Source organism: Amycolatopsis sp. NPDC003865, from assembly GCF_053605345.1.
In genome coordinates, this window is sequence record NZ_JBSGJA010000018.1 from 127939 (window position 1) to 148122 (window position 20184).

The following is a 20184-nucleotide window of genomic DNA, read 5'->3' on the forward strand; positions in this document are numbered from 1 at the left end:
ACGAGACCCTCTCTGGTCGTACCGCGACGTTGCGGGTGCTGGCCGCGCTGCTGGCCGCCGCGCCCGCGGTCGTGCTGCGCGTGAGCGGTGTCGCCCTGACTCCGCCGCTCGCGGTCCTGGTGTTTGGGGCCGCGGTGCTGGCCTCGGTGGCGCTGTTGATGTGGGCGGCCGAAGCGGCCCGCGCCGATATCTCCGGCAGCCTGGCGCTGGCGCTTACTCGCGTTGGTAGCGATCCTGCCCGAGTACGCGGTGGACATCTTCTTCGCCTACTCCGCCGGGAGCCGCCCCGAGTACGCGGCGTTCGCCACCGCCAACATGACCGGCGCCAACCGGCTGCTCATCGGGGTGGCCTGGCCACTGCTGGTGTTCGCCGCGATCTGGGCGCTGCGCCGCCGCGCTCGCGCGAAAGCCGGCACCCCCGCTGAGCCGACCGGCTGGCTGCGCGGCGGGGTCACCCTGGCCCCACACCGGCGCGTCGAGCTGGTGTTCCTGGCAGCGGCCACCGTCTACGCGCTGGTCATCCCGCTGACCCGGCAACTGGCCTGGTACGACACGATCGTGCTCGGCGGCCTGTTCGGCGCCTACCTGTGGCGCATTCGCGGCAGCGCGGAATCCGAGGAGGAACTGACCGGCGTGGCGGCCACCGTGGCCACCCAACCCCGCACCCGCCGACGGATCCTGGTCACCCTAAGGTTCGCCGCGGCGGCCGTGGTCATCCTGGCCGCCGCCGAACCGTTCGGCGAGGCCCTGGTCGACGCCGGCGGCGAACTCGGCATCGACCGGTTCCTGCTCGTGCAATGGCTGGCCCCGATCGCCTCCGAAGCCCCCGAGGTCCTCGTGGCGATCACCTTCGCGCTGCGGGGTCGGGCCGACGACGGCATGGGCGCCCTGCTCGCCGCCAAGCTCAACCAAAGGAAGGCGACGACCGCCGTCCGCTCAGATCAGCGGGATTACGGTGCGGTATTCCCCCTGCGGACTGCTGTGGCGGTTCCTCGGCGCGGGACACGGAGTAATGGAGTGAGCAGTCGGGTGATGTCGGCGTGCACCGTCTGCTACACGTGGTCGGGTCGGCGCCCGACGTGGGTTGCAGTCGATACCGAGGCTGTTGGGGCATGGCACGACCCTCAGATACGCCACGTCGATCAGCCGACCCCCGCGTAGGAGTGCAGACCGGCGATGACCAGGTTGATGAAGAACAGGTTGAACACGGTCACGACGAAGCCGACGACGTTGATCCACGCGGCTCGGCGCCCGCGCCAGCCGGCCGTGGCCCGGGCGTGCAGGTAGGCCGCGTAGGCGACCCAGGACACGAACGCTGCGGTCTCCTTGGGGTCCCAGCCCCAGAACCGTCCCCACGCAGCCTCGGCCCAGATCGCGCCGCAGATGACGCCGATGGTGAACAGCGGGAACGCGAACACGGTGCTGCGGTAGGCCATCCGGTCCAGCACGTCGGGGTCGGGTAGCTTGGCGAACCGCCCGCGTTTGTTGGATTTCAGCAGGTAGAGCACGCTGGCCACGCCTGGGACCAGCAGCACTCCGCTGGAAACGGAGATCACAGACACATGCACCACGAGCCAGTACGACTGCAGCGCGGGCTGTACGGGCGCGGCGTCGGTGTAAAGGGAAGTGCCGCCGACGAACAGCAGGATGATGACCGGGATCAGCACGAACCCGCCGAGCTTGCGTACCGGGAACTTCCGCACCAGTACCAGCCAGGTGGCGACACCCGCGAGGGTCAGCAGCGAGCCGTATTCGTACATGTTGCCCCATGGCGCGCGCTGGGTGGCCAGCCCGCGCAGCACCAGCGACGCGGCTTGCAGCAGCAGGCCCAGCACGGTCAGCGCTACGCCCATGCGGCCTAGGCGCTCGGGGCGCGACCATTCCCGCTGCACCACCAGGCCCGACGTGCCGGTGCCCGCGATCCGAGCACCAGCGGTGGCCAACTCGCGGTCCCGCGCCTCAGTGCGGCCGAACGCCATTTCGCACAGATAGAGCCCCGTGGCCAGGACGTAGACGGCCACGGCCGAACCGTAGGTCCAGTCGCTGTAGGTCGTCAGAGTCGCGTTGACCGGCATCAGCTGTCCTCCTTGGATACGAGCAGGTCACGGGAGAGTTCGGTGAACTCCTCGCCGTATCCGGCCTGGTCGGTGCGAGCGAGACCGCCGACCTCGATCACGGTGCGCCCGTCTGCTCCCGGTGCCGCCCGCATCCAGACTCGGCGCCGCTTGATGGTCAGCGACATCCCCAGACCAACGACAATCAGCACGGAGGACAGCAGAACCCACCCTTGGGTCGGGTCGTGGGAGATCTGCAGCGACACCCAATCGCGCACGCCGTCGAAGCGGACCACGGTGCCGTCGTCGAGCCTCAACTCCTCGCCGACGCGCAGGTTCTGTCGGGCGACCTTGGCCAGCCTGCCGTCGGCGACCATCTTCTGATCGATGGAGAAGATCGACTGCCCGAGGCCGGAGTCAATGCCGAGGTCGCCGCGGTAGACGTCAACCGCCACGGCCGGGTTGTTCGCGGCGGGAAACGCGGAATCCAGCAGTTCACCGCGGAACACGGCGGTGGGCGCGAGCAGACCGGTGATGGCGAGTTGGCCGCGGCGGCGCTGCTCGCCATCGGTCAAATGCGGCGGATCGAACTTGGTGGCGCCCTCGGAGGCCAGTGTGATCGGGTTGACGGGCCGCCACTGGGTTGCGCCGCTGCGGACCTCACCGTTGGGGAAGGTGACCGTGAACAGTGGCGTGTAGCCGTGGCCGAGCAAGTAGACGCGGTCACCGGCGATGCGCAGAGGGCTGTTGACCTCCAGCGGGTACGGCCGCCAGGTGTCGCTGTCGAGGTCCGTGCCCGACTGGTAGCCGATGTCCGCGCGGAAGCCCTCCGCTTGGCCGTTGGGCAGGTAAGTGGCGGTGAAGTCGTCGACCTTGACGCACAGCGGAGTCAGTTGGGTCCCATCCACGCGCAGGCCGGGTCGAAACCAGTCGTAGTTGTACACGCCGGCGTTGCAGAACTCGCCGCCGTCAGTCTGCACGATGACCTGGCCCTCGTAGCTGAACATCTTACCGAGGGCGAACGCGATCAGCAGGCCCAGCAGCGAGAAGTGGAACAGCAGGTTGCCAGCCTCGCGCAGGAAGCCGCGTTCGGCGCTGACCGTGCGCACGCCGCCCGGCTCCTCGCCGGTGACCCGGCGCCAGCCCTTGAGGCGACGCACGGCATAAGCGACGACCTCGTCGGGTACGCGCGCCGTGCTGCCGGTGGCATGGTGCGGCATCCGGGCCAGATTGCGTGGGGTGAGTACGGGCTGGGCGCGCATCTGGTTGAAGTACTCCCAGGCGCGCGGCAGCAGGCAGCCCACCAGGGAGACGAACAGCAGCAGGTAGATCGCGGAGAACCAGACGCTGGCATAGACGTCGAAGAACTGCAGCCGATCCAGCAACCGGCCCCACCAACCGTTCGCCGCGATGTACTCGTCAACCTTCCCCGCGTTGAGGGAGCGCTGCGGCAGCAGGGCACCCGGCATCGCGCCCAGAGCGAGCAGAAACAGCAGCGTCAACGCGGTGCGCATCGCTGTGAGGCCACGCCAGGTGTTGCGCACGGAGGCCAGGACGGTCACCAGGGTCTTGGATGGCATCACAACGGCCGCCCTCGGGGCCACGCTCGCACTCGCCGGGATAACCGAGCAGCCCACTGGAGCGTCGGGCTGGCAGGTGCGCCCACGGCCAGCGGGACAACGCGCGGTGAGACCATTGAGGCGGCTCTGGTCGACGACTGCCCGTTAGTGGCCACACAACCTCGACAGGGCGTTTTACCGCGACCGTGCCGTTGAGTCTCACGACGGCGACCGATGTCGGTCGACGAGCCTGGTGCCGCCGCTGCACCGAGCGAAGCCCCACGGTTGATCGCCACATGCCGATAATAACCAGCTGCGACGATGACAACTCTGCGGGGGGTCTGCTCACGGTCAGCACGGTGGCGACCCGCGACGCTCCGTTCCACGCTTATTCGCGACACGCGCCGATGTCCGGTTCGTCAGGTAGCTCCCGTCGTGACCGGTCGAGACTACTGGAGTAGACAAACGGCCGCTCGGACGAGTGGGCCCAACTCCTCGTCGTGTTGCCCCTGGCGCTCGCCCTGCCCGACCGCCTGGCACTCGCCGCGGCCGTCGTCGTAGCCCAGACCCTCATCGAGGTCCTCGGCATGCTCGCCTACGTCCGCCTTGTGCCCGGCCTCGTTCCCGACCGCCAACGGACCACCAGTCCCTAATCAGCAGCGTAGGCCTGCTCAACGTCAAAGCGGGGTATCGCGTACGCGCAGCGGCCGATAGAGCCGGTCGGGCGGAACTGCTCGGGTCACCCTCGACGTCTACGTCGCCGGAGGTTTTGATGTTCTCGTTGTGCGGCAGGGAGATCCGGCTCAATACCTCGTCGTCGATAAGCCACTCCACGCCGCGCATCGAGTCCACAACCGAAAGGTCGTCTAGCAGGGCCTGTCGGTTCTCTCCAGTCGTGCCACTTGGCAGCGCGTCGCGCTTCTTGCGTTCGACCTCGGTCCCGCCAACGCGACATGCACCAACGAATATGATCTACAGCACAGGACAGCGGCATCAAACGAGACACATGACCGTCCACACTGGACCACCCGCTCGGTTACTGCGAATGCTCATACCAGGACGCGAACTGTTCTAGACACGACAACTGCGGCCAGAAACTGCCACTGGGTTCCGTTGGTCGGGCGGCGAAGATCAGCGTCCGAGGCGTGGTCGAGGAGTTCGTGGAAGCTCGCTCGCGCTCGGTCGATCTCGTCGTGTACTGCTTGCCAATCCACGTTTCCAGTGTCCTCGCGAATCGCCGGTCTGGCGTTAGTTCACGGTGAGCGGCGTTCGATGAGGATGGTGTCGCGCAAGTGCCATCGCGTTGGGCGACGCGGTCTCGGATGCCGACGGTGCGATAGCCGGCACTACGCTCGACCGTGTAGAGAAAATCCGAGGTCGTAACGGCGCAAGCGTTTCCCCGGTACATCGGTGTGCGTGCCGAGAGCTCGCCGATCGCCATCGGCGTGCTCGTCGGCGTGGCGACCAGCCGCTCACGGTGCTTGAGTTGGGCGCTGGTCACGGGGTGCTGTCGCGGCGGGGTGTTCGGGGGTAGCGGTGGTCCGGGACGGGTTGGCCAGCTTGCAGGTCGAGTGGGTCGTGGCCGGGTAGCGGCCGGTAGGTGGCGTCGGCGTCGGTGAAAGTGACCAAAAAGGACAGTCGGGCTTCGTCGGTGGTGTTGGCGTCGGCGTAGTGGGCCATGCGAGCTTGGTGAAAGGTCGCGTCGCCGGCCCGCAGCGGCACGGTGACGCGTGGGCTCCAGCGCAGTTCGGGCCAGTGGTTGAACAGGTAGTTGTCCGGATCGGACTTGTGTTCGGCCAACTCGACGAGATCCGGTCCGCCGCGGCGGTGCGAGCCGGGCAGAAGGTCAGGCAGCCGCGTTCGGCGGGTACGTCGACCAGGGCGATCCAGGCGTTGAAGATCAGGCGGGAGTCCAGCAGCGCGAAGGTCAGGTCGTCGTGCCAGCCGGTGGGCGCGCTGTGTCCGGGGTCCTTGCGCAGCACTTCGCCGCCCCACACGCGCAGCGGCATCCCGGCCAGCTGCTCGGCGAGCGCGCCGATGCGCGGGTGTAGTGCGAGTTCGCGCAGAAAGGGGTGGTGTTCCCAGGCGTCGGTGGTGGCCACGATGCGGGTGCCGAACTCCTCGTCGGTGTTGCTCTGGGCGGCGAGGGCTTCCTCGGCGGCGGTGCGGAAGCGGGTCACCTCCTCGGTGGTGAGCAGGTTCGGCACATGGGTAAAGCCCCGCTCGCGGAAGTCCTCGACGGAATGCCCGGTTGCGTGCGTGGTGTCGATGGTGGTCATGGCAGCTCCCGATCAACGGTCGTGGGGTGTCGCGGAATTGCCGGCCCGGATCAGTGCGCCGAACTCGGCGATGCCGGTGGCCAGCGCTTGGTGCCGGTCGAGGACAGCCCCGGTGATACGGGGGTTGTTCGCGGCCCAGGCGTGGGCGGCGTCGGCGGTGGTGAAGAAGTTGATGTGACCGCAGGTGCGGTCCACCGACGGGCAGCAGGCGGTGTCGCCGTCGGTGTGGCCGGCGAAGATGACGGCGGTAGTGGGCTCCCAGCGCGCCGTGTCGTGGTCGACGGTGACGGTGACGGTGCGTTCGGTGTCGGGTTCGGCGCTGGTGATGGTGACCGGAAGCCCGAGCATGGCGGACATGCCCAGGGCGTCGATCGCACACATCGCATACACGGTCGGGCCTGCTTCCCAGGTGACCTTGTGGCGGGTCGGGACAGGCGAGAACGGATAGGCCGCGCGGATCTCGCCCCGCTCGTCCACGGCAAGCACGTCACGTCCGGTCAGTTCGGCCACGACGGCGTCGGGATCGACACCCGCGTCGGCGGTGTGCTCGCGGGCCGCTCGTTCCAGGTCCGTTCGCGATGGTGCCCGGCCGGTCTCGGCGAAGACCGTCTGCACCCACCGGTGCACCGCACGTGCTGCCGGAGACAGCGAGGCCGCCGCGGATGCCTTGTCCAGTTCCAGATCGGGAAGGTCGGTCATCGGTTCACTCCTGGCGCAATGGCGCGTGCCCCGGTGGAGGTGTCCGCGCTGAAGAGGGCTTCGAGGAGGCGGCGGCCGAAGAGGTAGCCGTCGGCCACTGGCAGGACGACCGACTCGGGATGCTGGTGTTGCCAGTCGGTGGCGGCTTGTGCGGAGGCGAAGAAGTGGCCCTGGTCGCACACCGGCGCGCGCACGCCGCACGGGGCGTCAGGAGCCGGGACCTGGGACACGACCGCGGCAACCGGTTCAACGTCGGTGACTCGCTCGGGCTCGGCGGTCAAGCGGATCTCGGTCCCGGTCGCCGGGCAGGTCGAGATCACGCGGACCGGGCGCTGCAGGATGCGCGGGAACATCAGGGTGTCCATGGCGCATCAGCCGTACAGCGTCCGCCCGTTTGTCTCGACGCGGTGCGGGGTGAGATTCTGGGTCAGGCCCAGACCGACGACGCGTCCGTCGGCGTCGTACTCGGTGTCCGGCTCGGCGGCCAGCCCCTGGCGCACCTGGTCGACGCCGGTGCCGGCGGCCTCCGCCAACTGGTCGAGGGCGACGGGCTCGCCCTCGGCGAGCAGCCGCAGCAGCGGACGGAACAACCACGGCTGAGCGGCAGGGTGGCCGGTGCCGTGCAGAGCGCAGGCGAGCTGGTCGACCAGCTGCTCGGGAGCAGTGCTCATGATCATCACCTCACAGGTCGGGCACTCGGAACAAGCGCCGATTGCGACTACGAGCGCGACGCTAGGGTCTGCCCCTGGGGTGAGGGTCAAGCCGTTGCCGTGCACCGAAATCGCGGCACGGGGCACGTGTCGGAGCTACTGTCGCTGAAGGCGGGTGGGTGGTTCCGGTGCACAGCACGCGGAGTCCGATGAGCGTGCGCCGCGAACATGGCGACGAATTCGCCAGACCATGGCAGCGACGAGCAGCGCGATGGCCGCGCTGATCACCCACGGGTTACCCAGGACCGATCCGAGCCCGGCGAGCGCGCCTCCGGCGATCAGCAGCGGCAGGCCGTAACACAGCGCGGGCAGCACCAAGAGAGCGCCGGTGGCCAGGGCGGTGCGCTTGCCGTCGCGATCAGGATTGGTGGACATCGCCAGACCGCCGTCGCTCAGGGAGTGGGGGTGATGCGCATGCAGGCCGCGAGGGCGGCGGCGTTGTCCGCGGCCAGCGAGCGGGCCAGCAGCACCAGTTCGGCCACGCGCGGGTCGGTGACCTTGTAGTGGGCGAACCGGCCGTGGCGCCGGACCTGCACATAGCCGCAGTCGGCCAGGCAGCCCAGGTGGGTGGAGACCCGGCCCTGGGACAGGCCGACGTGGGCGACGCATTCGGTGACGGTGTGCTCGTCGTGCAGCAGGAACTCCAGCAGGCGCAGGCGTGCCGGGTCGCCCAGGGCGCGGAAGAACTTGGCCATCATCTCCACGCCGCTGCGCTCGGTCGGCAGCAGCGCTACCGGTTCGGGTGCCCTGGCCATCGACTCGCCGTCCTCACATCAGATATGCAACGTATGCGGATGAGCGGATATAAGGTTAGCATCGTCGTATCCGTCATAGCGAATACGTCTGGCGGTAGGTGTCGGCCAAGGGCGGAGAGGAGCCTCGGGATGCGGTACGACCTGGCGGTGATCGGTTCGGGTGGGGGCGCGTTCGCCGCGGCGATCGCGGCCCGGAACAAGGGCCGCACTGTGGTGATGATCGAGCGCGACACCGTCGGTGGGACGTGCGTGAACACCGGGTGTGTGCCGTCGAAGGCGCTGCTGGCCGCCGCCGAGGCCCGCCACGTCAGCCTGGATGGTCGGTTCGCCGGCATCAGCGTGACCCCATTCGGGGTCGACCTGCCACGCCTGATCGACGCCAAGCGCGACCTGGTCGATTCACTGCGGGCGGAAAAGTACACCGACCTGGCCGCAGAGTACGGCTGGGACAGCCTCCACGGCACCGCCACCTTCACCACTGACGAGGCGACGGATCCGGTACTGCACGTGGACCTCGCCGACGGCGATGCGGTCACGGTGGTGGCCGAGCACTACCTGATCGCCACCGGTTCGACCCCGTGGGCACCGCCGATCGACGGGCTGGCCCAGGCGGGCTATCTGACCTCGACCACCGCGATGGAACTCGACGCGCTGCCGGCCTCGATGATCGTGATCGGCGGCAACGCGATCGGCCTGGAACAGGCGCAGCTGTGGAACCGCCTCGGTGTCGAGGTGACCGTGGTGGAGGCGCTGGATCGGCTGGCGCCGTTCGAGGAGCCCGAAGTCTCCGCCATGATCGAGGAGGCGTTCACCCGCGACGGCATTGGCGTGGTCACCGGCGCCACCATCACCCGCGCCGAGCGCCATGGCGACGGCTACCGGGTGGGACTCACCGGCGCCGACGGTCACCCAGCCGAGCTGCGGGGCGAGCAGCTGCTCGTGGTGACCGGCCGTCGTCCGGTCACCGCCGGGTTGAACCTGGCCGCGGTCGGGGTGAAAACCGGACGGCGCGGCGAGGTCGTGGTCGACGACTACCTGCGCACCGACAACCCGCGGATCTGGGCGGCCGGGGACGTCACCGGGCACCCGCAGTTCGTCTACGTCGCCGGAGCCCACGGCACCCTCGTCGCCGACAACGCCTTCGACAACGCCGGGCGCACGCTGGACTACCACCACCTGCCGCGCGTGACCTTCACCAGCCCCGCGATCGCCTCAGCCGGACTCACCGATGCGCAAGCCGTCGAGCAGGGCTACCGGTGCGAGTGCCGGACGCTGCCCCTGGAGTACGTACCGCGGGCACTGGTCAACCGCGACACCCACGGACTGATCAAACTCGTCGCAGACCAAGACACCGGCCGCCTGCTGGGCGCGCACGTGATCGCCGAGGGCGCCGGGGACGTGATCGCCACCGCCGTCTACGCGCTGGCCAATCAGATGACCGTGCAGCAGATGGCCGACCTCTGGTGCCCGTACCTGACCATGGCCGAAGGCATCAAACTCGCCGCGCAAACCTTCACCCGCGACGTGTCCAAGCTGTCCTGCTGCGCCTCCTGATCAGGAAGGGAGTAGCCGATGACCAGCGGAACCCGTTCGGAGTTGATGACGGTCGGCGAGTTGTCCCGCCGCACCGGAGTGCCGATCAAGGCGTTGCGCGAGTACACCGACTCCGGATTGATCTACACGGAGGGCCGCAGCCAGGCCAACTATCGCCTGTTCACCGGCGACGCCCTGCGATGCGTGCAGTGGATCGGGCAGCTGCGCGGCCTCGGGCTGACCCTGGCCGAAATCCGCGACCTGGCCCGCGACTGCCCACGAAATGACGCTGAGCTCATCGGCCCCCGCCTCGCCGGACTGCTCCGCACTGCCAGAGCCCGCCTGGATGCGCGCCTCGCGGAACTGCAGCGGACACGGGAACGGATCGACGAGTTCGAAGCCACGCACCACGCGGAACTGGCGGGCCGCGCGAGGTCGAACGGCTGGGCCGGTGAGCCGCGACGCTGCGCCGACTGCGCGTGACCCGGTTCGGGCGCTCCGGCGCCGACCAGGGCGGTGCTGCTAGGCAGGACTGTCACCGACGTCCCCGCGATCGGTAACGAGTCCAGCTTCGGTGAAGGCGCGCCGGTGCAGCGGGCGCAGCCCGGCCGGAAGCGCCAGGCACCCGAACGCCTCAGCGGCCGGCACGAGCCGCCGATGCGTGATCTCGAACCGCGGTTCCCAGGGCTCGACCGCCACCTCGGCCCGCCACAGCGACCGGACCAGCACCAGTCCTGCTCGTGCCTGCGCACGCAGGTGCCGCGGCTGAACCCCAACAACCGACAGGACCCCACCTCGGCGCAGGCTTCCTCACCCACCTCTCGCCGCAGCGTGTTGATCATCATCTCGCCGGGTTCGGGACGCCCGCCGGGCAGGCCCCACGTCTCGCCGTTGGTGCCGACCCGCACGACCTGGTCGCCGGCCACGCAGATCGCCGCGGCCCCGTGCGGGGTTCCCGCTGGTGGGTTCGGTGGCGGGAACCAGGCCACCCGCCAGTCCTGCCCGTTCTGGGAGAAACGTGACGTCGACGCCGTCCACCGCGACGTCATCCATCCGCGACCTGCTAGGGAAGATGGCGGTCGATCCAGCGCAGCACGGTTCCCAGCGTGCCTCGCCGGTGCCAGCCTTTCCGGATCACCGCGGCCCGGACGGTCTGGATCCCGCTGCGCAGCAGGGCACCCGGCGAAGGGTGTTGTTCGTCGTAGCGCTGAACGGCGCGGCGTTGCAGCCACCGCGCGCACCGCAGGCACACCCCGACCTCCGGATGATTGCCCAACCGGACCAGCTGTGCCTCCGGGTACTCGCCGCCGCAACATCAGCACCCCGTCTCCGAGACCCGCTCCTGCTCAGGCTGAACCGACGCCAGATTCACCTCCACGCGACGACCAAGGCCGCACCGCCGCCACCATGCCACCCTTCGTCCCATCAGTCCGCAGTTGCGACATCCACACGGCTTTGACCCGATCAACGTCGCGACCACGGCCGATACCCGAAGCTCAGCATCAGGCAGCAGCAGGGTCGACTCGCTTCGTCTCCCGCGAGACGCCGGCCTGCTGCTGACCGCCTGCGGCTCCCGCCTGAAATTCGGAGCGCACGGCCTTGACCAACCGCCGTGCCTGAGCCGCACCTATGCCCAACCGACCCCGAAGCGTCTCTGCCGAAATCGGCTTCTGGTGAGCGGCGCGATGTGCCGCGTCCTCTCCTCGCGCCAACTCCAGCAGCTTCTCCGGCGAGCGCTTCTGCCGCGTCAGACGAGGCCCGTCCTTGTCGCAAGCCTCGTCTTGGTCGATCGCGCGGCCCGCCGCGCTGGGTTCCGGCTGTTCCCGCACGAGCACCGGCGGCCTTCGCCCGGCAACCGTGCTGCGCGCCGTCGAAGAACCGCATTCACCGATCGCCTGAAGGAAGCCGGGGCCGACTTCTGCCCAGCCGATCAAGAGCAGCGGCCCGACGGCGTCGAAGGCCGCCTTTCCGTACTCACCTGCGACTACAGGGTCGGCCACGTTCAACGCCAACGTGACCACGCTCGCGAAGATCAGGAGTCGACGCGCAGGCCGCAGTACGTCCGCCGACGCGCCCGCGAGCGCCAGATGCCGGGTACCCAGCAGCAAACCAAGGATCGACAGATCGACCGCAGGTGCGACGAGCGGCGCGACCCAGACCGGGACGCCGAGCCGGAGCGCAAGGTTGAGGACGTTACCGAAGCCGAACAGGAAGGTCAGGCCAACGACGACGCCCATGATCACAGTGACAACGTGAACGATAGAAGCCCCGTCCGAACCTGATCGAGTTGACATAACTGCAGGTCGGCTCATTGAGGACCACCTGCTTCGACGCGCGGACGCCCGTGGGTGTCTCGGGTGGGGATGCCGCGTTCGCGCAGCTTGTTCAGCACGGTGGTGTGGTTGACGCCCAGGTGATCGCCGACTCGGGCCAGCGACCAGCCGAGGTTGTAGAGATGGATGGCGTCGTCGACCTGAGCGGGCGAGAGGCCGCGGCGGCGCATCGGCACGCCGTGTCGGTGGAGGATGTTGCTGACCGTTCGTCGTTCGATGCCGAACCGGTCGCCGAGCTCGTACACCGTCGCGCCGGACCGGTAGTCGGCGATCAGCTGCTTGACCTGCTCGGTGCCGAGTTGCCGAGCGCGGCCGGGGCGGACGCGCTTGACCGACGGTGGCGCGGGTGTATCGAGGCTGGGAAGCTTCTCGCGGAGCTCTTCCAGTGCTCTGACCTGGTCTTTTATGTTCGAGTAAGGTCCCCTAACCTCCACGTTGTGAAGGCTCGCACTCGCAAGAGTGCGGGCCTTTTTCGTATGCGCGGTGCGTGACAGGGGCCGTGTCAGTTCGGGGTCAGGCCGGTGTCAGGGCGGGCCTTCAAAGTTCCTCCCATGACCACCTCAGCCATCACCGCCACCGGCCTCCGGAAGGCCTACCAAGACAAAGTCGTCCTCGACGGCATCGATCTCGATGTTCCTTCGGGGAGCGTTTTCTCGCTCCTCGGGCCCAACGGGGCCGGGAAGACCACCACCGTCAACATCCTCACCACCCTCGCCCAGGCCGATGGCGGGACCGTGCGCGTCGCCGGGCATGACGTCGGCTCCGATGCCAAAGCCGTGCGGAAGGCCATCGGGGTCACCGGGCAGTTCGCCGCCGTCGATGAACTGCTCACCGGGCAGGAAAACCTGCAGCTCATGGTCGATCTCAGTCCCGTCGGGAACGGCAAGACGGTCGTTGCCGAACTGCTCGAGCGCTTCGAACTCACCGAATCCGCGCGGAAGCCCGCCTCCACCTACTCCGGGGGTATGCGGCGGAAGCTCGACCTCGCCATGACCCTCGTCGGGAACCCGCGGATCATCTTCCTCGACGAGCCCACCACCGGCCTCGACCCGCGTAGCCGGCGGACCATGTGGTCCATCGTCAAGGACCTCGTCGCCGACGGCGTCACCATCTTCCTCACCACCCAGTACCTCGACGAAGCCGACCAGCTCGCCGACAAGATCGCCGTGCTCGACCGGGGGCGGCTCGTCGCTCAGGGCACGCCCGACGAGCTCAAGCGGCTGATCCCCGGTACGCACGTCCGGCTGCGGTTCACCTCCGTCGCCGAACTCGACGCCGCCGCGCGGGTCATCTCCGGCTCCACCCGCGACGACGAGTCGCTCACCCTGCGCGTTCCCGGCGACGGTGGCACCAAATCACTGCGCAACCTGCTCGACCGGCTCGACGAGTACGCCGTCAGCGCCGAAGAGTTCTCCGTCCACACCCCTGACCTCGACGACGTTTTCCTCGCCCTGACGGGCCACACCACGGAGGTAGCCGCGAAATGAACGCCCAGACCGTCATGCTGCGCCGCAACTTCAAGCACATCGCCCGGAACCCGACCTCGGTGTTCAACGCGGTCCTGATGCCGATCGTGATCATGCTGATGTTCGTCTACATGCTCGGAGACGCGTTCGACGTCGGCGTGAACTACGTCGACTACGCCACGCCCGGCCTGATGCTGCTGGCCATCTGCTACGGCCTCGGCGCGACCGCGACCTCGGTGAACTCCGACATGACCAAGGGCATCATCAACCGCTTCAAGGTCATGGACGTCTCGCGCGGCGCGGTGCTGACCGGGCACGTCGTCGCGAGCGTCCTGACGAACCTGGTCGCCATCGCCGCCCTCGTCGGCGTGGCCTTCGCGCTGGGCTTCCGGCCCAACGCGAGCTTCCTCGACTGGCTGGGCGTGCTCGGCATCGTCGTGTTGCTGGCTTTCGCGGCCGGCTGGCTGACCGTCGCTTTGGGACTGTTCGCCAAGTCGCCGGAGACGGCGGGCCTCGCTTCCGTGCCGCTGGTCATGCTGCCGTTCTTCAGCAGCGCGATCGCCCCGGCGGACAAGATGGGACCGGGCCTGCGGCAGTTCGCCGAGTACCAGCCCTTCACGCCGATCATCGAAACCGTGCGCGGGCTGCTCAACGGCACCCCGTCCACCGGGTACGCGATCACGGCCGTCGCCTGGTGCCTCGGCATCGCCCTCGCCGGCTACTTCTGGGCGCGGTCGACCTTCAAGAAGCGAGCGTGACCTCGGCGAGTTCCCGCCAGTCCGCCCGCGCCCCCGCCGCAGCCGCCTCGGTGAACCCCTCGTCACCGAGGCGGCTTCGCGCTGCCTGCTCGATCCGGGCCAGGTCCGGCCGGGACCGGTCCGGCCGGCCGCGCACGCCGGCGCTCGCCGCCAGCAGCCGCGCGGCCTGCTCGTGCTGTTCGCGCCGCGACGCCAGGTCGGCGATCCCGACGAGGACCTGTGCGAGCAGCGGCGGGTGGCCCACCTCGGCCGCCGCCGCGAAGGCGGCGGCCCGGTGTTCGCGGGATTCGGCGAGATCCTCCGCGAGGTACCCGAGCAGGTCGTGGAACATCGCGCGGATCTGGGCCCGCTCGGCGGCGGTGCCGAGCATCGCCTTCGCGACGTCGAGCTGGCGGCGGGCCTGCCCCGGGTCGCCGCTCCAGCGGGCGAGCTCGGCTTTCGACAGGGCCAGCTCGGTCAGCGCCTCCGGCCAGGCGACCCGTTCCGCGCACCGCTGCGCCTCCGCGATGGCGCTCGCGCTCGCCGCCTCGTCGCCGGAAAGCCAGTGCAGCTGGGCCTGTCGCGCCCGCATCCGCACGACGTCCTCGACGGCGCCGACCTCGGTGGCGATCGCGGTCGCGGCTTCGTAGTGCCCGCACGCCCCGGCGAAGTCGCCGTGCATGGCCATCAGATCGGCCAGCTCGGTCTGGGCGAACGACGTGCCCCACCGTTCGCCGAGCGTGCGGAATTCGGCGAGGGCCGCCTCGAGGTAGGCCCGCGCGTCCTGCCCCTCCTGCCCGAGCTGGATCCGCATCTTGCCGAGCTGCAGCCGGGCCAGCGCGCGGACCCAGGGGTCGTCGTCGGTGATCAGCGGCTCCCACGCCGACTCGAACGCCCCCGAGGTCTGCACCATGCGTTCCAGCGCGGCGACCAGCGACACCGCCGGGTGCGGGTGCTCCAGGCGCGAGGCGATCTCGTGCACCTGGCGGATCCACTCGACCGCCTGGTTCTCATCGCTGCCGCGGCCGGCGGTCAGGAACCCCGTGACGAACGCGTAGACCGTCGCGCGGATTTCGTCGGGCACTTCGCCCGGCACGGCCGTCGCCGCCATCAGCAGTTCGTTGCCTTCGGACTTGTGCCCGGCGAGCCACCAGTACCAGCCCGCGCCGGCCGCGAGCCGCATCGCCCCGGCCGCGTCGCCCGCGGCCAGCGCACCGCGCATCGCGGCGGCGATGTTGTCGTGTTCCGCGTCGAGGGTGGCGAGCCACTCCAGCTGGTCGGCCCGGCGGAGGTGCGGCTCCGCGGTTTCGGCGAGCTCGGTGAAATAGGCGAGGTGCGCCTGCCGCGCCGCATCGGTGTCGCCGGCTTCGGCGAGCCGCTGCTCGGCGTACTCCTTGATCGTGCCGAGCATCCGGTAGCGCGGCGCCTGGTCGCCTTCGCTGACCACCAGCGACTTCTCGGCCAGCGCCGTCAGGATCTCCTCCACGGCGTCGTTCGCGCAGACCCGCTCGGCCGCCTCCAGGCTCGCACCGCCGGCGAACACCGAGAGCCGGCACAGGACGGCACGTTCTTCGTCGGAGAGCAGCTCCCAGCTCCAGTCGATCACCGCGCGCAGCGTCCGGTGCCGCGGCAGCGCGGTGCGGCTGCCGCCGGTCAGCAGCCGGAACCGGTCGTCGAGCCGGTTGGCGAGCTGCTCGAGGGACATCGTGCGCAGCCGCGCCGCGGCGAGCTCGATGGCCAGCGGCATCCCGTCCAGCGCCCGGCAGACGCGGGCGAGCGTCGGGGCGTCGGCCACGAAGTCCTTGCGCACCGCGCCGGCCCGGTCCCGCAGCAGCTGGACGGCGGGAGCTTCCTCGATCTTCGCGGGGTCGGCGTCCTCGGCGGGCAGGACGAGCGGCGCGACCGGCCACAGCGCCTCACCGGTGATGCCGAGGGGCTCGCGGCTCGTCGCGAGGATGCGCAGCCGGCGGCACTCGCCGAGCAGCCGGTGGGCGAAGGCCGCCGCGGACTCGATGACGTGCTCGCAGTTGTCGAGGACCAGCACCATGTCGCGGTCGCGGATCGCCGCGACGACCCGGTCGATCGGCTCGACGTCCGAGGTGTCGCCGAGCAGGGAGTCGCGCAGCTTGAGCGCGGCGAGCGTCGCCTGGGCCACGTCGCCCTCGGTCGGCGCGAGCTCCACCAGCCAGGCGCCGTCCGGGACGTCGCCGAGCAGCGTGCGTGCCGTCTCGGTGGCCAGCCGGGTCTTGCCCGAGCCGCCCGGTCCGACCAGCGTGGTGAGCCGGTGTTCAGCGACGAGGCCGCGGACGGCGGTGACGTCGTCCTCCTTGCCGACGTAACTGGTCAGCTCGGCGCGCAGGTTCGTCTTGCGCGGCTCTTCGCGCCGGGTCAGCTCACCGCGCAGCAGCGCGACGTGCAGCGCGGCCAGCTCCGGCGACGGGTCGACGCCCAGTTCGTCGGCCAGCGTCTCGCGCGTGCGCTCGTAGACGCGCAGGGCTTCGGTGTCCCGGCCGGTCGCGACCAGGCCGCGCATCAGCGCGCCGACGAGCCGCTCCCGGGCCGGGTGCGCGGCCACCAGGTCGGTGAGTTCGGTGACGACACCCTGGTCGAAGGTGGTCTCCGCGTCGAAGCGGTCCTCGAGGGCGGCCAGCCGGAGTCCTTCGAGCCGGGTGACCGCGGCGTCGAACGCGGCGCTCTCGGTGAGGCCGACGTCCTGCATGGCCGCGCCCCGCCACAACCCCAGCGCTTCACGCAGCTGCCGGACGTCGTCGCCGGCTTGGGCGACAAGGCGTTCGAACCGCACGGCGTCGACGGCGTCGGGGTCCACCACCAGCCGGTAGCCGGCCGGGCGGCCTTCGACGGCGCCGTCCGGCAGCACCTTCCGCAGCCGGGAAACCAAGCGCTGCAACGCGTTCGCCGCGTCGGCAGGCGGCTGCTCGCCCCAGATCCAGTCGATCAGCGTCGCCTTCGGGACCACCCGCCCCGGATCCAGCGCGAGGGCGATCAGCAGTCCGCGCAGGCGGGCGCCCGGTACGTCGGCGACGACGCCGTCATCCGCGCGGACTTCGAAGGACCCCAGTATCCCGATGTGCACTCGGCCGATGATGCCACGTCGCGGCTGGTGACCGGTCCGTGTCAGCGCCGTGTCAGGCCCGGCGGCGATGGTGGTCGGCACAACCACCACGAAAGGACCTCCGATGAGCGACATCCCGCAGGGTCTGCCGATGGAGCGGGACGCGGGTCCCTTCGACCCGCCCCGCGAGATCACCCGGCTGCGCTCGGTGCGGCCGGTCAGCCCGATGGTTTTCCCGGACGGGCACGAGGGCTGGCTCGTCACCGGTTACGAAGCGGTGCGCCAGATGATGGCCGACACGCGGTTCAGCTCGCGGCTGGACCTCGACGTCGTCCACGTGCCGTACGAGACGCCCGGTATGCCCGTCGCCACCGAGCCGTCCCCGCAGCTGCCGGGCATGTTCATCGCGATGGACCCGCCGGACCACGGCCGGCTGCGCAAGCGCCTGACCGGCGCGTTCACCGTCAAGCGGATGAAGCAGCTGGAGGAGCGCGTCGCCGAGGTCGTCGAGCAGCAGCTGGACCACCTTTCTCGCTTGGCTCCGCCGGTCGACCTGGTGAAGGAGTTCGCGCTGCCGGTGCCGTCGCTGGTGATCTGCGAGCTGCTCGGCGTCCCGTACGAGGACCGGGACAGCTTCCAGGCGAACTCGGCGCAGTTCATGGTCCGCGACCAGACGCTCGAGCAGAAGATGGGCGCGTACATCGCGTTGAACACGTATCTGTCCGAATTGGTCACGCGCAAACGGTCTTCGCCGACCGAGGACATCCTCTCGGACCTGGCCCGGCACGAGGACCTCACGATCGAGGAGCTGACCGGGGCCGCGTTCCTGCTGCTGATCGCCGGCCACGAGACCACGGCCAACATGCTGTCCCTGGGGACGTTCGCGCTGCTGGAGCACCCGGCCGAGCTGGCTTCGCTGCGTGCGGAGCCTGCGCTGATGCCAGGGGCGGTGGAGGAGCTGCTGCGGTACCTGTCGGTGGCCGACATCTTCTTCCGCTACGCGACGGAGGACCTTTCGCTTGGAGGTGAAACGATCCCTGCGGGCTCGACGGTCGTCGTCTCGCTGCTGGCCGCCAACCGGGACCCTTCGCGGTTCGAGAACCCGGACGCGTTGGACTTCCGGCGCAACGCGCGGGGGCTGCTGTCCTTCGGGCACGGCGTTCACCAGTGTCTCGGGCAGCAGCTGGCGCGGATCGAGATGCGGGCCGGGTTCGAGGGGTTGCTGCGGCGGTTCCCGACGTTGCGGCTCGCTGTTGCCGCTGATGAGGTGAAGCTGCGGACCGATATGACCATCTACGGGGTGCACGAGCTGCCCGTCAGCTGGTGAAACCGCGGCGGGCGCGCATCCACAGGACGACGTCCAGGCAGCGCAGCAGGCTGATGTCCTCGATGCCGCCCGCCTCCTTCCGCAGCTCCTCGAGCGCCGGTGCTCTCGTCGGGTCCGTGTGGAACCAGCTCCACAGGCAGTGCCACTCGCTCTTCGGTGCCTTCAGTGCCGCTCTGACGCGGCTGTCGTACACCGGGACCAGCTGGGGGCGCTTTCGCGCCAGGAGCTTGGCCGCCGTCACCGGGCGGTGGCCGCCGCCGCAGGTTCGGAACAGGTTCCACAAGCGGTACGCCGGTGCGCCCTCTTCGTACGTCGACCAGGCTGTCGCGTGCATCGGGACGTCCACCGGGATCTGTTCCAGCAGGGCGCGGATCTGGTAGCCGTACGTCATCGTCGTGTCGATCGCCACGTCCGCCAGGCTTCTGATGCTGAGGAAGTTCAGCGCCAGGACGTCGGCTTCGGTCACCGTGTTGGCGACCGATGGTCCGTCGCCGCCGCCGGCGTAGCGTTCGAACCAGCGGCCCGTGCAGCCGTCGAAGTAGTACCTGAGGGCCGTCAACGACTCGTCGCGGTGTTCGCCGCGGACGCATTCGTCCAGAAGCTCGTGCTGGTCTGCGTAGTCGGGCATGGCGGGCGCTCCCCTCGTCGCCGCTTAGGGGTCGCGCCCGCCCGATCCACCGTTACTACAGGGCTTTCAGCCAGTTTCCCACCACGCCGAAGTACAGCGGGGCGTCCGGGGCGTAGTCGATCGAGTGGCCGTAGCCGTCCAGGATGTACGTCTGCAGGTTCGACGTGCCGAAGAACGGTGCTTCGGACGCGCGCAACGCCTCGGGTGACGAACAGTCGCTGCCCAGCAGGCCGCAGAAGTTCGGGTCGTTGCCGACCACCAGCAGGACCGGGACCGTGATCTGCTGCGATGCCGGGCTGACCACCGTCGTCAGCGTCAGGCTGTCCACCGCCTCGGTCGCCGCGAAGACGTCCTTTGTGGACTCGTCGTAGGCGATCGCGCCGTCGTCGTACGGGCCCGGGGTGTGGAACGCCGTGTAGCGGGTGCCCGCGTCGGTCGTCAGGTAGCCCGCGTCGCGGCCCGGCAGCGACGGGTCCAGTGTCGCCGGGTGCATCCCCGCCAGCGTGGGGATCACCGAGACCAGGTTCATCCGGTGCGTCATCCCGGTGACGAGCACGCCGTCGACGTCGCCGTAGCGGCCGGCCTCGATCATCGCCATCGCCGAGCCGATCGAATGGCCGCCGATGACCACCTTCGCGTACCGAGGACGCACCGCCTGGACCACCTGGTGCGCCGCGGTGGCCTGGACGGACGCGCTCAGCAGCGTGCTCAGCGGCTTCGAACTCTGCCCCGTGCCCAGCCGGTCGAGCGCGAGCGTCGCGATCCCCGACTGGTTCACCGCCAGGCGGAACGACCGCGTCTCCGGGGTGTAGCCGATGTCCCAATAGGACGCGTTGTACGTGCCGCCGGGGATCAGGACCACCACCGTCGACGCGCCGGGCGGGCCGCACAGGCGGCCGTGCATCGTCTGCGGCAGGAGGGCCACCGTGACCGGCACGTACAGGTCTTCGCACGTCGTCGCGTAAGCCGGGGCGGGCACGAACAACGTGGCCGCGAACAGCACGAGGACAGCACAAATTCGGCGTAGCAAG

21 protein-coding genes and 2 pseudogenes are annotated in these 20184 nt (G+C 69.5%); 7 read left to right on the forward strand and 16 right to left on the reverse strand.

Annotation, left to right across the window (positions count from 1 at the left end; all coding sequences use genetic code 11):
- Nucleotides 1-222: 222 nt before the first annotated feature.
- Nucleotides 223-1161: a hypothetical protein gene (locus tag ACWEVP_RS35200; protein ID WP_452066892.1), complete on the forward strand. Its 939-nt coding sequence runs from the start codon at nucleotides 223-225 to the stop codon at nucleotides 1159-1161.
- Here the strand turns inward: ACWEVP_RS35200 and ccsB are convergent.
- The gene (gene ccsB / locus ACWEVP_RS35205; protein ID WP_452066893.1) at nucleotides 1143-2075 is read right to left on the reverse strand and encodes a c-type cytochrome biogenesis protein CcsB; all 933 of its coding nucleotides are present in this window, start codon (nucleotides 2073-2075) and stop codon (nucleotides 1143-1145) included. The genes ACWEVP_RS35200 and ccsB overlap by 19 nt on opposite strands.
- Nucleotides 2075-3634 (reverse strand): cytochrome c biogenesis protein ResB, encoded by a 1560-nt coding sequence (gene resB / locus ACWEVP_RS35210; protein WP_452066894.1) that lies wholly within the window; start codon nucleotides 3632-3634, stop codon nucleotides 2075-2077. The genes ccsB and resB overlap by 1 nt, the downstream gene beginning before the upstream one ends.
- Nucleotides 3635-4113: 479 nt before the next feature.
- Between resB and ACWEVP_RS35215 the strand changes: the two genes are divergently transcribed.
- Nucleotides 4114-4266, forward strand: coding sequence for a hypothetical protein (locus ACWEVP_RS35215; protein WP_452066895.1), 153 nt, complete (start codon nucleotides 4114-4116; stop codon nucleotides 4264-4266).
- An 844-nt stretch (nucleotides 4267-5110) separates the two neighbouring features.
- On the opposite strand, the pseudogene ACWEVP_RS35220 reads toward ACWEVP_RS35215, so the two are convergent.
- The 6 genes and pseudogenes from ACWEVP_RS35220 to ACWEVP_RS35245 all read right to left on the reverse strand — a co-directional run bounded on the left by ACWEVP_RS35220 (nucleotide 5111) and on the right by ACWEVP_RS35245 (nucleotide 8056).
- Nucleotides 5111-5892 (reverse strand): annotated as a pseudogene (locus ACWEVP_RS35220) (phytanoyl-CoA dioxygenase family protein).
- A gap of 12 nt (nucleotides 5893-5904) precedes the next feature.
- Nucleotides 5905-6591 carry an organomercurial lyase gene (gene merB / locus ACWEVP_RS35225; protein WP_452066896.1) on the reverse strand — a complete coding sequence of 229 codons (687 nt, stop codon included), beginning with the start codon at nucleotides 6589-6591 and terminating at the stop codon, nucleotides 5905-5907.
- Nucleotides 6588-6956 carry an organomercurial lyase gene (gene merB / locus ACWEVP_RS35230; protein ID WP_452066897.1) on the reverse strand — a complete coding sequence of 123 codons (369 nt, stop codon included), beginning with the start codon at nucleotides 6954-6956 and terminating at the stop codon, nucleotides 6588-6590. Before merB (ACWEVP_RS35230) ends, merB (ACWEVP_RS35225) begins: the two co-directional genes overlap by 4 nt.
- Nucleotides 6957-6962: 6 nt before the next feature.
- Complete coding sequence (locus ACWEVP_RS35235; protein WP_452066898.1) at nucleotides 6963-7262, reverse strand: hypothetical protein; 300 nt, start codon at nucleotides 7260-7262, stop codon at nucleotides 6963-6965.
- Nucleotides 7263-7397: 135 nt separating this feature from the next.
- On the reverse strand, nucleotides 7398-7676 hold the full coding sequence (locus ACWEVP_RS35240; RefSeq protein ID WP_452066899.1) for a hypothetical protein: 279 nt from the start codon (nucleotides 7674-7676) through the stop codon (nucleotides 7398-7400).
- 17 nt (nucleotides 7677-7693) lie between these two features.
- Nucleotides 7694-8056, reverse strand: a complete 363-nt coding sequence (locus tag ACWEVP_RS35245; protein ID WP_452066900.1) for an ArsR/SmtB family transcription factor — start codon at nucleotides 8054-8056, stop codon at nucleotides 7694-7696.
- A gap of 39 nt (nucleotides 8057-8095) precedes the next feature.
- On the opposite strand from ACWEVP_RS35245, the gene merA reads away from it, so the two are divergent.
- Together merA and ACWEVP_RS35255 are read left to right on the forward strand one after the other, a co-directional pair.
- Nucleotides 8096-9610: a mercury(II) reductase gene (merA, locus tag ACWEVP_RS35250; RefSeq protein ID WP_452066901.1), complete on the forward strand. Its 1515-nt coding sequence runs from the start codon at nucleotides 8096-8098 to the stop codon at nucleotides 9608-9610.
- Nucleotides 9611-9628: 18 nt separating this feature from the next.
- Nucleotides 9629-10072, forward strand: a complete 444-nt coding sequence (locus ACWEVP_RS35255; protein ID WP_452066902.1) for a MerR family transcriptional regulator — start codon at nucleotides 9629-9631, stop codon at nucleotides 10070-10072.
- A 39-nt stretch (nucleotides 10073-10111) separates the two neighbouring features.
- Here the strand turns inward: ACWEVP_RS35255 and ACWEVP_RS35260 are convergent, their stop codons facing one another.
- The 5 genes and pseudogenes from ACWEVP_RS35260 to ACWEVP_RS35280 all read right to left on the reverse strand — a co-directional run bounded on the left by ACWEVP_RS35260 (nucleotide 10112) and on the right by ACWEVP_RS35280 (nucleotide 12356).
- Nucleotides 10112-10318, reverse strand: a complete 207-nt coding sequence (locus ACWEVP_RS35260) for a hypothetical protein (RefSeq protein WP_452066903.1) — start codon at nucleotides 10316-10318, stop codon at nucleotides 10112-10114.
- 53 nt (nucleotides 10319-10371) lie between these two features.
- A pseudogene (locus tag ACWEVP_RS35265) lies at nucleotides 10372-10638 on the reverse strand (NUDIX domain-containing protein); the annotation flags it as partial.
- A gap of 14 nt (nucleotides 10639-10652) precedes the next feature.
- On the reverse strand, nucleotides 10653-10865 hold the full coding sequence (locus ACWEVP_RS35270; RefSeq protein ID WP_452066904.1) for a hypothetical protein: 213 nt from the start codon (nucleotides 10863-10865) through the stop codon (nucleotides 10653-10655).
- A gap of 226 nt (nucleotides 10866-11091) precedes the next feature.
- On the reverse strand, nucleotides 11092-11883 hold the full coding sequence (locus tag ACWEVP_RS35275) for a hypothetical protein (RefSeq protein WP_452066995.1): 792 nt from the start codon (nucleotides 11881-11883) through the stop codon (nucleotides 11092-11094).
- A gap of 14 nt (nucleotides 11884-11897) precedes the next feature.
- The gene (locus tag ACWEVP_RS35280) at nucleotides 11898-12356 is read right to left on the reverse strand and encodes a hypothetical protein (RefSeq protein ID WP_452066905.1); all 459 of its coding nucleotides are present in this window, start codon (nucleotides 12354-12356) and stop codon (nucleotides 11898-11900) included.
- A 117-nt stretch (nucleotides 12357-12473) separates the two neighbouring features.
- Between ACWEVP_RS35280 and ACWEVP_RS35285 the strand changes: the two genes are divergently transcribed.
- Together ACWEVP_RS35285 and ACWEVP_RS35290 are read left to right on the forward strand one after the other, a co-directional pair.
- A complete protein-coding gene (locus ACWEVP_RS35285; protein ID WP_452066906.1) occupies nucleotides 12474-13409 on the forward strand; it encodes an ATP-binding cassette domain-containing protein in 936 nt (311 codons plus the stop codon).
- Nucleotides 13406-14146 (forward strand): ABC transporter permease, encoded by a 741-nt coding sequence (locus ACWEVP_RS35290; RefSeq protein ID WP_452066907.1) that lies wholly within the window; start codon nucleotides 13406-13408, stop codon nucleotides 14144-14146. The genes ACWEVP_RS35285 and ACWEVP_RS35290 overlap by 4 nt, the downstream gene beginning before the upstream one ends.
- Here ACWEVP_RS35290 and ACWEVP_RS35295 read toward each other — a convergent pair.
- Entirely contained in the window at nucleotides 14130-17219 is a 3090-nt protein-coding gene (locus ACWEVP_RS35295; protein ID WP_452066908.1) for a BTAD domain-containing putative transcriptional regulator, read from the reverse strand. The genes ACWEVP_RS35290 and ACWEVP_RS35295 overlap by 17 nt on opposite strands.
- 103 nt (nucleotides 17220-17322) lie before the next feature.
- On the opposite strand from ACWEVP_RS35295, the gene ACWEVP_RS35300 reads away from it, so the two are divergent.
- Nucleotides 17323-18525 (forward strand): cytochrome P450, encoded by a 1203-nt coding sequence (locus ACWEVP_RS35300; protein ID WP_452066909.1) that lies wholly within the window; start codon nucleotides 17323-17325, stop codon nucleotides 18523-18525.
- Here the strand turns inward: ACWEVP_RS35300 and ACWEVP_RS35305 are convergent.
- Nucleotides 18515-19153, reverse strand: a complete 639-nt coding sequence (locus ACWEVP_RS35305; protein ID WP_452066910.1) for a DUF6308 family protein — start codon at nucleotides 19151-19153, stop codon at nucleotides 18515-18517. The genes ACWEVP_RS35300 and ACWEVP_RS35305 overlap by 11 nt on opposite strands.
- A gap of 55 nt (nucleotides 19154-19208) precedes the next feature.
- Nucleotides 19209-20156 (reverse strand): alpha/beta hydrolase, encoded by a 948-nt coding sequence (locus ACWEVP_RS35310; protein ID WP_452066911.1) that lies wholly within the window; start codon nucleotides 20154-20156, stop codon nucleotides 19209-19211.
- Nucleotides 20157-20184 lie beyond the last annotated feature (28 nt).